At 62.7% G+C, this 13,140-nt stretch carries 11 protein-coding genes; 6 read left to right on the top strand and 5 right to left on the bottom strand.

The window, feature by feature from the left end:
* Nucleotides 1-4 precede the first annotated feature (4 nt).
* Complete coding sequence (locus tag VFO25_08385; protein HET9342916.1) at nucleotides 5-2,068, top strand: hypothetical protein; 2,064 nt, start codon at nucleotides 5-7, stop codon at nucleotides 2,066-2,068.
* Here VFO25_08385 and VFO25_08380 read toward each other — a convergent pair.
* A complete protein-coding gene (locus VFO25_08380; GenBank protein ID HET9342915.1) occupies nucleotides 2,065-2,895 on the bottom strand; it encodes a hypothetical protein in 831 nt (276 codons plus the stop codon). The genes VFO25_08385 and VFO25_08380 overlap by 4 nt on opposite strands.
* A gap of 1,135 nt (nucleotides 2,896-4,030) precedes the next feature.
* A complete protein-coding gene (locus VFO25_08375; GenBank protein ID HET9342914.1) occupies nucleotides 4,031-4,972 on the bottom strand; it encodes an IS5 family transposase in 942 nt (313 codons plus the stop codon).
* 116 nt (nucleotides 4,973-5,088) lie between these two features.
* Here VFO25_08375 and VFO25_08370 point away from each other — a divergent pair, with 116 nt between their 5' ends.
* The 5 genes from VFO25_08370 to VFO25_08350 all read left to right on the top strand — a co-directional run bounded on the left by VFO25_08370 (nucleotide 5,089) and on the right by VFO25_08350 (nucleotide 8,904).
* Complete coding sequence (locus VFO25_08370) at nucleotides 5,089-5,334, top strand: AbrB/MazE/SpoVT family DNA-binding domain-containing protein (protein HET9342913.1); 246 nt, start codon at nucleotides 5,089-5,091, stop codon at nucleotides 5,332-5,334.
* 17 nt (nucleotides 5,335-5,351) lie between these two features.
* Entirely contained in the window at nucleotides 5,352-5,678 is a 327-nt protein-coding gene (gene mazF, locus VFO25_08365; protein HET9342912.1) for an endoribonuclease MazF, read from the top strand.
* Between the two features lie 337 nt (nucleotides 5,679-6,015).
* Entirely contained in the window at nucleotides 6,016-6,825 is an 810-nt protein-coding gene (locus VFO25_08360; protein ID HET9342911.1) for a C1 family peptidase, read from the top strand.
* Between the two features lie 134 nt (nucleotides 6,826-6,959).
* Nucleotides 6,960-8,480 carry a hypothetical protein gene (locus VFO25_08355; protein ID HET9342910.1) on the top strand — a complete coding sequence of 507 codons (1,521 nt, stop codon included), beginning with the start codon at nucleotides 6,960-6,962 and terminating at the stop codon, nucleotides 8,478-8,480.
* Between the two features lie 19 nt (nucleotides 8,481-8,499).
* Nucleotides 8,500-8,904, top strand: coding sequence for a hypothetical protein (locus VFO25_08350; GenBank protein ID HET9342909.1), 405 nt, complete (start codon nucleotides 8,500-8,502; stop codon nucleotides 8,902-8,904).
* Nucleotides 8,905-8,981: 77 nt separating this feature from the next.
* Here the strand turns inward: VFO25_08350 and VFO25_08345 are convergent, their stop codons facing one another.
* The 3 genes from VFO25_08345 to VFO25_08335 all read right to left on the bottom strand — a co-directional run bounded on the left by VFO25_08345 (nucleotide 8,982) and on the right by VFO25_08335 (nucleotide 13,140).
* Nucleotides 8,982-10,685: a C1 family peptidase gene (locus tag VFO25_08345; GenBank protein ID HET9342908.1), complete on the bottom strand. Its 1,704-nt coding sequence runs from the start codon at nucleotides 10,683-10,685 to the stop codon at nucleotides 8,982-8,984.
* Nucleotides 10,686-10,843: 158 nt separating this feature from the next.
* Nucleotides 10,844-11,749 carry a lipase family protein gene (locus VFO25_08340; protein HET9342907.1) on the bottom strand — a complete coding sequence of 302 codons (906 nt, stop codon included), beginning with the start codon at nucleotides 11,747-11,749 and terminating at the stop codon, nucleotides 10,844-10,846.
* Between the two features lie 44 nt (nucleotides 11,750-11,793).
* Nucleotides 11,794-13,140: an alkaline phosphatase family protein gene (locus VFO25_08335; GenBank protein ID HET9342906.1), complete on the bottom strand. Its 1,347-nt coding sequence runs from the start codon at nucleotides 13,138-13,140 to the stop codon at nucleotides 11,794-11,796.

Here is a 13,140-nt window from a genome sequence, read left to right as displayed (position 1 = left end):
GACGGTGCTCAGCTTCCGACGAGGTTCCCGCAGGGCGCTCGTCGTCGCGACGGCGACGTTGCTGATCGCCACCTTCTCCGCGGCGGACGCGGGAGGCATGGGACGCGACCCGTACGCCGGCAGCGGAAATCCGTGCGGCCCGCCGACGAACGTCTCGTGCAACGCGTCGCCCGCTCCGACCTCCACGCCGACGCTGGGGCAGTCATGCACGGTCGGGCCGTCGACGTGGCTGATGAACGGGCTCGTCGGCGTCGACAACGTCACGTGCATACCCGCCCGAAGGATCATCCTCACCCTCGACGGCAACCCGAACAACGGGTCGACCAGCGAATCGCAGGGCACGATGAACCAATACGTCGACCTGTTGGAGGAACAGGGGGATTTCAAGACCGACAAGTCCTGGCTCGACGCGAACGATCCGTCAACCGGCTCCGGTTATCCGTGGACGGCGGCCATGGGGACGACGTCCCTGACGACCGGCCATGCGCGCCCAATCCACTATTCGAATCCAAGCATCGTGCATTCCAACGACGACGCCTCTCAGCCGTCATCCTTGCCGAGCCAAGGCGCGTTGTGCACTGCACCGTTCGACACCGGCATCAAGCTGGCAAGATGGCTCCTCAACACGTCGGGTGCGACGGAAAGCTGGCTACTCCATCTGTCCGGCGGCGGCGTCGTAAAGTCCAATCGCATCTACTTCACGACCGGCACGTGCACCAACGGCGGTTCGACGGAGTACCCACAGGATTACATTGCGAACATGGGGTCGGCGACCTACCGCGCAGCATGGCAGACGTACTACCGCGGAACGTGCTCGAGCTGCGCCGACCAGGGCCTCAACCGGATGTTTCTGTGGCAAACGGATCAGTCCCCGACGACGATTGCCAGCTTGGTCACGACGAGCAAGTGCACGGGCCTCGCGCCTGGATCATCCATGAATACGAATCCGTGCAACGCCTCTAGCAGTACCGTCACGACTCAGGAGTACCCGGCGGGCGGAGACGGCACGGGTGACGCCGCCATGGTCGCGGATCGCATCGGATTCTGGACGTCGATGAACCGCAATACAGGCGGCAGCGAGCCGGGATCCGGGTCGTTTCTTTTCGGTTTCAACGGACTGTCGACGGGCCTGCCGAGTTCGAACTTCATGAAGCTGGCGACGACGCCGTTTACGGCCTCCAACGTCGCGTACGGCGAGTTCGAGGAAGTGGCCTGGGGCTTCAACCCCCCGCATTCGGGCTGCACCGGAGGGCTCGCCGCCACGCTGTGTCCGGATACGCGATCATGGCCTCACTTTGCGAACACGATGTCGCTGCTCCAGGGGGCATTCGCGCAAGGCCAGTTCGCCTTCGTCGACGATTACGAATGCGGCAAAATCTCCATTTCGAGCTGCCACAGCGGCAACTGGACGGCCGCAATCAAGGACCAAGAGCGGACGATCCACACCGCGCTCGTGCTCCTCTTCGGTTCTTACAACGGCGGAATCTGGAACATCATTGATCGCGAGTCGATTGACAACGACGATTTTGCCTACGCGAACACGTATCCCGATCAGCACCTCATGGTTACGGGCCCGAACAAGTCCATGAGCGCGTTCACGGCCATGCTCGACCAGTCGGCGAGCACGGACGGCCACATGGGCAACGGGTGCGATGCGCACGACGCGGCGGGCGACCACGGCTGGGTGGATCTGTTGATTTCAGGTACGTGTACCGGGAATACCGACTTCAAGGGGACGGCGGCCGGAGTCGTCTGCAACGAGTTCGACGACGCCTACTTCGACGCCGTGCCGATCAGCTCGGCCTTCTCGTCATCGGTCTCCGCGAACTATATGGCGGTATGCCTGAACGAATCGACGAGCGCAATCACCGTTCAATCGACGTGGTTTCCTGCCCACGGCACCGGCTACAATCGCGTCGTCGGTTATAACAACGAAATTCAGTGCGCGCCGGGTAACCTCGGCGGCTGCGACACATCTCCGCACGGCGGCGCGCTCGTATTCTCGATGTTCACCCTCGGAATGGACAAGATAGCGCCGGAGTCAGGACTGCTGCTCGTCCACGACTAGTTGATCGTTCCGACGTAGACGTCGAGTCCGTCGTTCGTCAGCCACAGCGTGCGGTTCGGCCCGATGATCGCGTCTTCGATCTCGCCTGCGTCGGGCCAACCCGGCGCGAGTACATCCTTTGTCGTGTTGAATCGGAAGATTTTCGTTGCGACCGGAGCTGGCATAAGCATGAAGTTCGCGTGCGGAAGCACCTTGACCGCCGTGACCTTGTTCGATACGGGGAACTGCGTGAACGTCAGATCGTCGGCCATGCGTACCATGAACTGGGGCGTGTTCCGCGACGTGGCCGCTGCGAATCCCCAAATCATGCCGTCGTGTCCGACCGTGGTCAGCCCCATGTACACCTGCGCCGAGGTGACGCTGTCGTCGGGGGCGATGCGATAGTACGTGTACGAGCCGTCTTGCTCGTTGAAGCCCTGCGCGAACATGGCGCGGCCGGTCGAATTGCCGCGCATGATCGAAAACATCAAATCGGGCATCTGCAGCGTCGACGCCTGACCGGCCGTCGACACGCGCGTTATGACGTTGGATCCGTCGACGATCCAGATGCGCCCGTCATAACCGGTAACGATATTTTTTCCGATGTTGGAATTCGAGCAGCTGTACTGAAAGGTCGTGAACGTCATGTCCGGATGCACCTGGTATAGGTTGCACCCGTCGGCCGCAACGTACATGTTGCCGTCCGGATTGGGGGTGATCGCCCGTGGATTCGTCGGCAGCGTTGCCACGTCGACTTGCCAAGTCTGCGGGTTGATGCGCCCGAACGTCATCGGCATCTTCGAGGGGTCGCCGATGAACCAAACGTTTCCGTCGTGGCCGGGCGCCATTCGATAGACGTCCGGGATTTGGTGAGTCGAGAAAGTGACGGAGTCGGGCTCCACGCCTTGCGCGGGTCGTGAAGGCGCCGGAGGAACGACGCCGGTGCTGGCGTGCGAAGCGCATCCGGCGACGGCGGTGAGGCAGAGTGCCAAAATTACGCGACGCAACATGACCATGACTCCCAATGTGGCTTGAGCGCACTGACGGATTCCGGCGCAAGCGGATCGCACTGTCGCCGGTGGGGGCCGTGCGTCCTCGAACGGTGCCAGACGATTTCGACGGCATCGTCGGGCGGGCCCTCCGTGGAGCAACGCGGCTGCTCATATGCCGAATCCCCTAACGCTCGTAGTCTCCCTGGGGCACGTCGAAGCGCTTGAGCGTAGAGTCAAGCTAAAGTTTCGGCGCAGGTTGAGCCAAACCGCATCGTGATTGTCACTCTTCTCCCGGATGGAAAAATCATCAAGACGCGGCGAACCCAGCAGCAGATATTAAGCGTGCTCGCCGACATCGCTGGCGGGATGACGGCCGTCGAAGCGGCGCGTCGACACGGCGTGCACCCGAACACGATTGGAGCGTGGAGGAGGAGATATCGCGGCCTGAGCGGCGGCGAGATCGTTCATGTCCGTCGACTGGAGGAGGACAACGCCGCCCTAAGACGCGTCGTCTCTCGCTTGACGTCCGAGAACGAAGCGATGCGGGAAGTGCTAAGAAAAAACTCCTGGGGCCCTCAGCGCGCAGAGAAGCGGTGAGGGCCCTGCAGAATCAAGGCCTTAGCCAGCGGCGATCGTGCGAAATCGCCCGATGCGCGAGATCGACGCTGCGCTACGAAGAAAAGCCGCGGCCGCGTCGGTCGGGCTAGTCCCCACAAAAGTAGCTCGAGGCGCGCGTCTGCTGCGGGTGATGCGCGGCCCGGCCGCCGCGGGTCAAGTCGTGGCCGCGATCGGCGACGCTCCGAAGGAACCAAAGACTGGTGAATCCCCCGGTGTATCGCGCCCCTTTCGTGTCCTAGGGATGCTCTGATCAATCAGACGAGAAATTGATTTCCGAAGAGCATGGGCCGAAGTGGCGTGCCTCCGATGTTTTTCGTCCGCTTTAGGGCCGCCGGTGCGCCCGGAGAGGACCTGAACTCGAATTCGAGACGGACTACCCCCGCTGCAGTCGCAAGAGCTTGTTGCGCGCGACGAAGAGATTGGCGAGTCCGAACGCGACGAAGAGGCGGTTCGCGTTCTTGGCGATGCCGCGGTAGCGGACTTTCGCGAAGCCCCAGAGCCGTTTGACGATGTTGAAGCCGTGCTCGACTTTCGATCGCACGCGCGACTTGGTCTTGTTGACTGACCTTTGCGCGGCGCTCAGCGGACGGCTAGGTGCGGCGCGCCTGTTGGTGAAATCCAAGGCGCGCGGCGCGCGCCGGACGATCGCCGAGCGCTGACCTTGATAGGCCGAATCGCCCCAGACGCGCGTCTCATTTCCATGGAGGAGATCCGGCAGCGGCCTGCTGTCGTGGACGTTCGCCGGCGTCGCGACGACCGAGTGGACCAGTCCGGTCTTGCTGTCGACGCCGACGTGCGCCTTCATGCCGAAGTACCACTGGTTGCCCTTTTTCGTCTGATGCATCTCGGGGTCGCGCGTCTTGTCCTTGTTCTTGGTCGAACTCGGCGCGTGGATGATCGTCGCGTCGACGATCGTGCCGTTGCCGACCTTCAGTCCGGCGCGCGACAGATGCGAGTTCACCGCCTTGAAGATGCGTTCGCCGAGCCGGTGCCTTTCCAGGAGATGACGAAACTTGCAGACCGTCGTCTCGTCCGGCACGCGCTCGCGCTCGAGATCGATGCCGACGAACGCGCGCAACGCCGGGATGTCGTGGAGCGCCTCCTCGACCGCCGGATCGCTCAGGTCGTACCAGTGCTGCAGGAAGTAGACCCGCAACATGCGCTCGAGGCCGATCGGCGGCCGGCCGGCGCCGGTGCCGGACGGATAATGGCGCCGGACGATCCTGCAAATCCGCTCCCAAGGGATCACATGATCCATTTCGGCGAGAAAGCGCGCGCGGCGCGTGGTCTTGGCGAATCGCGGCTCGTTTGTCATGAGCCGCCTATCACAGAAACGGCGATCCCAGGCCAACGTCCCGGCTCGCGGCGCGGACGGCTTGACGGGCGGTGTGGCCTTCTGGTATCGTCAATGTAGATACGGAGGGAGTCACAATGAAATCGACGGTGCAGACCTGGGGCAACAGCCTGGCGGTGCGAATCCCCAAGGCTCTGTCCGAGGATCTCGGGATCAAGGAAGACTCGCGCGTCGACCTGGCGGTCGAGGACGGACTGCTCGTCATCACCCCCAATTCCGGCCGCCGCGCGCGCTTGCGGAAGATGCTCGCGATGATCACGCCGGAGAACATGCCCGACGAGAAAGAGCCGTTCGGCAAGCGCGTCGGACGCGAAGCGTGGTGAGAGCCGGGCAGCGATATGTGCCCGAGCGCGGAGACGTCATCGACATCGACTTCGATCCGCAGTCAGGCAGGGAACAGGCGGGCCGTCGGCCCGCCCTCGTCTTGTCCGACGCGGAATACAACGCCCTCGTCGGCCTGTGCGTGTGCTGCCCGATCACGAGCCGCGTCAAGGGATATCCGTTCGAGGTCGAGGTGCGCGGCGCGCCCGGCGTCGTCGGCGTCGTGCAGGTCGATCAGGTCTCGTCGCTCGATTGGCAGGCGCGCAAGGCCGCCCGGAAATCGCGCGTGCCGAACCTCGTCGTCGACAAGGTCGTCGCGAAAATCAACGACCTGATCGGCTCCTGAACCGTACCAGGACGCATCGCGAGCCTTCCCAAACCGACCGGATCCCCACGCTCACTTCGGTCGTTACTCCTGAAAAACCAACTTTTTCGTCTGATTGATCAGAGCATCCCTAGAATTGACGAGGTTGGCCGACGACAGAGTGGCCGACCTCGCGCGCGTTCTCCGGTTGGCGCCGACCAAGCGTCGGCGACGATGCGCTCGAGTCGCGGATCGGCGGCCCAGCTTCCGGTCTCGCGAGCGGGCGATCGGCGCGGCGCCCGCGCGAAACGCCTCGTCGGCGGGTTCGGCTCGCGCGCGATCGTCGACGCGCAAGCATATTTGATTCGGAGGAAAGGCCATGGCGACCGTTGCCCCGCGTCCGAACCTCGTACCGAACGATCCGCTCCACGTCAAGACGGACAAGCGGCTCGGTTGGGTCCGCGACCTTCCCGACAGTCGCGACGTCATGTTCGCGGCCGCACCGGAGACGCTTGCCGCGTTGCCGCCGAGGGTCGACTTGAGATCGAAGTGCCCTCCGGTCTACGATCAGGGCCAACTCGGCAGTTGCACCGCGAACGCGATAGCCGCTGCATTGCAATTCGACGAACTCGCCGCCAATCCGAAGACGCCCGTGCCGTCGCGCTTGTTCATCTACTACAACGAACGGGCGATCGAAGGGACGATCGGGTCTGACAGCGGAGCGCAGATTCGCGACGGCGTCAAGTCCGTGGCGAAGCTAGGGGCGCCGCCCGAAGCCGACTGCCCCTACGTCATAGGCGATTTCACCCACAAGCCGTCGCCCGCCGCCTACGCCGACGCGTTGAAGACGCGCGCGATCGCATACATGCGCGTCGCCCAAACGTTGTCGCAAATGAAGGGATGCCTTGCGGCGGGATTTCCGTTCGTCTTCGGCTTCACCGTTTACGAGCGCTTCATGTCGCCGGCGATGGCGGCGTCCGGCGTCGGTTCGTTGCCGAAACCGGGCGAGAAGGTCGAGGGCGGACACGCCGTCATGGCGGTCGGCTACGACGACGCAAGCCAGACGTTCATCATCCGAAACTCGTGGGCGGACACGTGGGGCATGAAAGGATACTTCACGTTCCCGTACCCGTACCTGACCGAGGCCGACCTCTCCGACGATTTCTGGACGATACGGCGCGTCTCGTAGAGTCGGCTCGCGGCGAAACGTCGCCGACGTGACGGCATCGCGCCGCGCCCTCGACGCTTCGACGGGGCGCGAATCGAGCAATCGGCCGCACGGCGTGAACAAGCGAGCCAATCGGAGGGCGTCGAATGCATGGTTTGAACCGCAGCTCAATCCTATCGAGCGCGATCGTCGGAGTCCTCGTGCTGGTATTGGCGGCCTGTTCGACGGGCGGCAAAGTGACCGGTACGAAAGAGACCGCCGCGGGGACGCAGACCGAGACGGATGCCACGGTCGCCTACGACGGAAAGACCGCGCGGATCGTCGTCGCGTACAACGACGAGACGAACGAGCAACAATATATCGCGTATACGTCGTCGGACAGAACGGTCCACCGAGGCGCGTCGCTCATGGGCTGGTCGTACTCCGACGATCAGGGAGGCAGCTGGAGCTACGGCGGCAAGGTCGCGCCGCCGTCCCAGTGGTCCGTGCTGTGGGGGGATCCGGCGGTCACGACGTCGCGCGCACGATACAGCGTGGTCTTCATGTCGAACCTCGCGGTACCGCGCGCCAAGTTTCCCAAAGGCGGCATACGCGGCTACTTCTACTACGGCGACGGGCGGGAATCGTACATCGGCGGCGCTTGCCTGGCGAAGTCGGTGGACGGAGGCAAGACGTTCGCGAACTATCAATGCCTGACGAACAAGACGAACGTCCCGGACGTGCCGGATTCCCCGCTCGGCAACTTCTACGACGGCGGCAGCATGGCATCCGATTCCGAAGGCGCCGTATACGCCTCGTACACCGACGTGGCGACCGGACAGATCGACGTGTGGCGAAGCCCGAACGAGAACGGGTCGTTTCAGATGTTGCCCGCGCCGTTTCCGAACCTCGTGGCCGCGTCGCATCCGCTGTTGCGCCCGGGTCCGGACGGCGCGTTGTACGTCGCCGCCCAAGAAGTCGGGGGGACGGACCCGAACGGCAACCAGCTGTACTACGTCTACATGAACCGTTACGTCAACGGGTCATGGAATGCGAACCCCGTGAGGGTCAGCGGCGTATCGGCGCTCTATCCTGATGTCCGCTTCGGTACGACGCTCCTCGGCTCGGAACTCACCGTGAGGACGGCGCAGCAGTTCGGCTACGACATCGGATCCTCGTCGCCCGGCGGCGACGACGCGATTCGACTTCTGTACACGACCTACGACTCGACCGGTCATCTCTATGTGGAAGCGACCGCGTGCAGCGCCGATTTGTCGTCCTGCAACGACGTTCCCGGTTGGAAGTTCCAAGGACAGGGGCCTGGAAACTCCGCCATCGACGTCTACGATCCGGACGTGACCGCATTCGTGGGGACGATCGGTTTTGCGCCGACGTGGCAGGCGTCATGGGACTATCACTGGGGCTCGGAGAGTTCGACCAACGTTTCGCGAACCACGCTCGGGTACTTGGCGAACGGCAACGCCTTCATTTTCCCGATAGACATCATCCAGAACGCGCCGGTCTGTTCGGACGAGCGGGGCTACTGGGGGGATTACGACGCGTTCATCCTGGCGGGGTTCAATCAGACGAGGGGCGTGTGGATGCGATTCCTGACCGATTCGTCGGCGGGCTGCACCGAGCGTTGGGGCTTCACCGCCGACGCGCAGCACCTGCAAGAATCGTCCTATACCTATTGATCCGTCGACGCGGAGGTGCATGATGGACATTCGAGCGGCCAAGACCGCGCTCATGATTGCGGCTTCGATCGCGCTTGGAAGTTGCGCGCAGCACGCGCAAAGCGCCAAGGGACCGCAGATAGACGCGGTGTCGAAGGGCGTTCCTACGTTCGCGAGGCTTGCGTCGGCCGGTCCGATGCTGCGGAGAGCCACTCCCGTGCCGAGCCGCGGCTCGTGCGCGCCGAACTACAAGAACGGGCTTCACGGCACGCGCATCGCGGACAAGCCGTGCCGCGGCTTCGGGGTCATCGGCAAGGACGGAAAGCCTTGCTGCACGTGCTACGCGGTCACGGGCGGCTGCAAGCCGGGCTTCCGCTGCGATCCGATCCTCAAGCGGTGCGTTCGCGACGACGCGAGCGGCTACGGACGGTTTCCGTCCGACTGAAGCGCCCGCTCGCGGAGCGCCTGGCGTCGACGTCGGGCTCGCCGGCTTACGGGTCATTCGTTCGAACCAGGCGTAGACTACGTGGATTGCCGCACTACATGCTTGAAGATCCAGGCATCGGACGAATACTCTTGGATGTAGTCCTCGGATAGATACCCGTAACCTTTGTCGCCCCAGCTCTGTCCCCAATCGTTGACGAACTTGAATTCCTTCCTTTGATCATCGTATGCGACGAGCACAATCGCGTGACCGCCGATCGCGGATGAGGACTTTTGAGGGAGCGGGATTACTCCGGTCTTGGCGGCTTGGGCCGACATGCTTTCCTGGTACATCGCGATGCCCACGACCACGGGACCGTCGTCTCTCAAGGCCTTTATGATTGCGTCCAGTCCCTTCAGGGACTTAGGTTGGATGAGCCGCCATCTTGCGGCGGTGCTGACGGCGTCCGGAGGAGTTGCCGCGTACTCTCCTGCCTTGTAGGGCCATACGGCTTCTTCGACTGCTCCCTGCTTTGCAAGTGCATCGACGGCATCCGCGATCCGCGCCCCGCTATCCAGATTTACGGTACCCTCAACCAGCCTCGCTGCGTAGTAGATGTAGCGCGGGCTTATTTCGACGTCCTTATGAAGACTTCGTTTGATTTGCATTTCCATCGCGGTCGCCAAAGCCTGGCCTACGACGCTTCCCTCCTGTCCGCTGTCGCGAATCTCTCGCACATAGGGTGTATAGTCAACCGACCAGTTTGCCTTCTCGGGAACCGCCGATCCACTTGGGGCAACGGCCGCTTCAAGCTCCGCGACATGGGAACTGAGGTACTTGTAAAGGTCGGGACTCTGCACGGCATCGGTTTGACTGAGGACCTGTTTATAGAACTGTATGGCCGTACCGGGGTCGGAGCCCTTGTCGGCAATCCAGCCCGCAAAGTACGCAAGTTCCGTCCATCTCGGGACCGCGTCACAAAGCTTTGTGACATCAGGAAGTATTTCGAGGAAATCATCTTTCACTGGACGTCCGCCGACAGACTCTCGGTTTGCGTCTCCGGCTTTGACGATCGCGCTGGCCAGGCTGACAAACTCCTCTGGCTTCAGCAGATCGACCTTTCCCGTGGGTGCATCGCTCGCTAGCTTCTGTCGAAAAATCTCATAAGCCAGTCGATCCACAACGACTCTCGATGAAGGGGCTTTTCCGTCTTCGCCGTGTACGAGAAGCCTAATCCCTGGACCGTCGACTCCTAACGCAGCGATTGAACCGAAGACCTCCGTTTCGTCCGCGTGCGAATAAAGAGTAAAATGCAAGGTACGCCTGCTGGTCAGTAACCTCTGGAGCCAGGGCAAGATTCCGCCGACGTCCATGCCCGCGACCGAGAGCTTCATGTCTATGGGCTGGAGTAGGCCGGTGTTGATCCTTCTGAGGAGGGACATTTTCAGCGGCACATCGGGAGTCCAACCTCGCACGTTTCCGACGACCTCCGCGCGCGAGGGCATGGACGAGGATCCTGTTGCGACTGGCGAATCTGGCGGCGCGGTCAGCGCCAATTCCTTCTGAGCGGCTTGGAATTCACTTGCACGGGATTCGAGGTCTGACTGCAGCATCTGTGCAAGAGCTGTGCCGAGGGTGTCGTTACGCGTTCCCTCGTCATTGACGACCGAAAGAGGGTCGATAATAACTTGACCGGATCCCGTGATCTCTTGGTAACAGAACTGAACATACGAAACTGTAGCCAGGAGCAGAATCAAGGCTCCCAAGGCAAGCAAGACAATCCGGATGACGTCGTCAACCACACGTACACGATTTCGCATTGTTTGCCAGTGACTTTCGTAGACCTATCATAGCGATTGCGCGCAAAAAGACCTCGAGGCGACTCCCGGGAACGAAAAGGAGCGAAGTCTTTCGAGGTTGCTCACGGTACCAGTACCGACGTTTTGAAATGCGCATTTGACTATTGCGACCGAACCGATGCGAGATCTTGAGCGCTGAGCGCGCAATCGGAGCCGGGCTTCAGGGAACCGTCCAGGAGGGCCAGGTAGGTTTCCATCACGTGCCAGCACGTCGGAGTCCACTGCACCAGCCCGTTAGAATCTTTGGCCGTCTCGCAGTCGACGTGCGCATAGCCCAGGAGCGGAGGAGGCAGGCCTGGGACCAAATCTTGGACGTTGACGATTCTCCACGAGGTCAAAGCGAGCGCATTGAACGCGGCGACGAAGACGGAGTCGCCGACGCGCGGCGACGCGAACGTGCAGATCGTCGGCGCGCCGGCCTGTTTCTTCGCGGCGTGCTCCATGACGTAGAGCGTGCACAGGGCGGCGCCGAGGCTGTGACCCGTGACGACGAGCGAGGGTGGCGGCTCGACTGCGTCGGGAGGGAGAGCAGCGCTTCGCGGACGCGCGGCCACGAGCTGGTCGACCTGCTCGCCGAAGGAGCCGGTCAAGGTTTGAGACGGCGACACGGCGAGGGTCTTGGCGAGCGTCGACGTCTTCGGCACTACGTTCATGGTCGAGTAGATCTTGTCGAATCCGTAGGCGACTCGGCCCGCGCCCGGCGCCTGCGCGAAAGGAACCTTGAGAATCGAACAGTCGTCTATCCATTCGACCCAGCCGACGGTGCCGCGGATCACGATGAGGTGCTGATCGGGACTGTTCGCGTTGCGCGCGATGTAGCCGTAAAATTTCGGCGTCGAATTGAACAGCACGAAATCGGACATTTGGATCCAGGCGACGAGCGCCCAGCCAGCAGGCACGATCGGCGCGGGAGTCAGGCTTGATTGATTCCCCTGATACATCGCGTACGCGTCGATGACGAATTCGCCGTACCTTACGGCGGCCGCGGGATCGAGCGGCTGGCTCATGGACGGCCTCCGACTGCGCAAGGCAACCAAGTTCGCGCGCTCATCTAGGTCAAGGACGCCCTGAAGCGATCAAGATGCGCGCGAATTTCCGCGGCCGCGGCCGCTTGCGAAACCGGCGGAGCCGCGATCATCGTGTTCCTGGGCGAGCCGACGCCGCCCAATTCCCTCGCCAGCGCGAGCAGCTCGACTTGCAGATCGTTCAGCGACTGCGATTCGAAACTTGCGGCCGCGCTCGCCACCATGGCGTCGGCGCTCGGTCGAGGGAGACGCGAAGGAGCGTCTCGCCGCGGCTGCTTCAGGCTGCACAGTGCGGTCACGCTTTTCGCATCGGCATCTCGTTTCGTGAGGTATTCGGGGAGCGCGAACGCCTCTTTGGCCGTCGCCGGGATGGACGCGTGATCGTGCACGTCGGGATCGATCGTGCGCGATGCGATGAGCGGCGAGACAACGATCGCGGGCACGCGGACGCCGTACGACGCGAAATCGAACTGCTGCGTTTGATCGTCGGGCGGCGTCGCCGCTACCGGCGGCACATGGTCGTAGAAACCTCCGTTTTCGTCCCACGTGACGATGAGCATGGCGTTATCCCACTGGGGCGAGGCGCGCAGGGCTTCGTAGACCTCGGCGACGAGCAGCTCGCCGTTGACGACGCCATGAATCGGGTGCTGGTCGTTCGCGCGCGAGCTGCCCTCGTTGAAGTAGCGCGGTTCGATGAACGAGTACTGGGGAAGCCGCCCCTCTTCGCAGTCGCGGACGAAGGCCTGGCCGTACAGCTCGTACTTCGCGGCGAAGTACTGCCGTTGGTGCAGCAGCGCGAGCGACTGGGGCATGTCGTGGTAGTAGACGCGCCAGTTGACGCCGGCCGCGCTCAGGTTTTGATAGAGCGTCCGCATCGTATATTCGCGCGTCAACGCGCCGTCGACGTACCCTCCCGACGTCGCGCAGTGGGCGAAGAACCGGTTGGGCCACGTCGGACCGGGCAGCGACGAGAACCAAGCCTTGCAGATGGCGAACTCGCGGGCAAGCGTCGTGACGACGGGCAATCGTTTCGGGCTGAAGCAGCGCATGACGGCGCCGGCCTTGGCCGCGCCGGCCACGGAAGCGTAGTCGCAGACGAAGCCGACGTTCGATGCAAGGCCCGTCGACCCGGACGGGCCGTGCAGCTGGACTGCGACGTTCGCGAACTCATGGCCCGGGCTCGGATCGACGTCGGGAACGTAGGGCGCGTCATCCGAAACACGGACCCGTCCGGTCTGATGGACCGGATCGAGGTAGTTGACTTCGGTCTGCGTCAGGCCGTCGACGTCGTACCCCGGGCCTTGTAAGTAGCCAAAGAAATGGTCGAACGACCGGTTCTCGAGCATGAGGACGACGATGGTTTCAATCGCCAT

This window comes from Candidatus Eremiobacteraceae bacterium (assembly GCA_035710745.1).
GTDB lineage: Bacteria > Vulcanimicrobiota > Vulcanimicrobiia > Eremiobacterales > Eremiobacteraceae > JANWLL01.
Note: the sequence above shows the minus strand (reverse complement) of the source record. Positions and strands in the feature narration are given on the sequence as shown.

Coding starts and splice junctions, on each gene's coding strand:
- VFO25_08380 (HET9342915.1), bottom strand. CDS start 2,895: ATGGCGCCCGGCCACGACGGAAACGTTTGGTTCATCGGCGACCCCTCG.
- VFO25_08375 (HET9342914.1), bottom strand. CDS start 4,972: ATGACAAACGAGCCGCGATTCGCCAAGACCACGCGCCGCGCGCGCTTT.
- VFO25_08370 (HET9342913.1), top strand. CDS start 5,089: ATGAAATCGACGGTGCAGACCTGGGGCAACAGCCTGGCGGTGCGAATC.
- VFO25_08360 (HET9342911.1), top strand. CDS start 6,016: ATGGCGACCGTTGCCCCGCGTCCGAACCTCGTACCGAACGATCCGCTC.
- VFO25_08350 (HET9342909.1), top strand. CDS start 8,500: ATGATGGACATTCGAGCGGCCAAGACCGCGCTCATGATTGCGGCTTCG.
- VFO25_08340 (HET9342907.1), bottom strand. CDS start 11,749: ATGAGCCAGCCGCTCGATCCCGCGGCCGCCGTAAGGTACGGCGAATTC.
- VFO25_08335 (HET9342906.1), bottom strand. CDS start 13,140: ATGGCGATTGAAACCATCGTCGTCCTCATGCTCGAGAACCGGTCGTTC.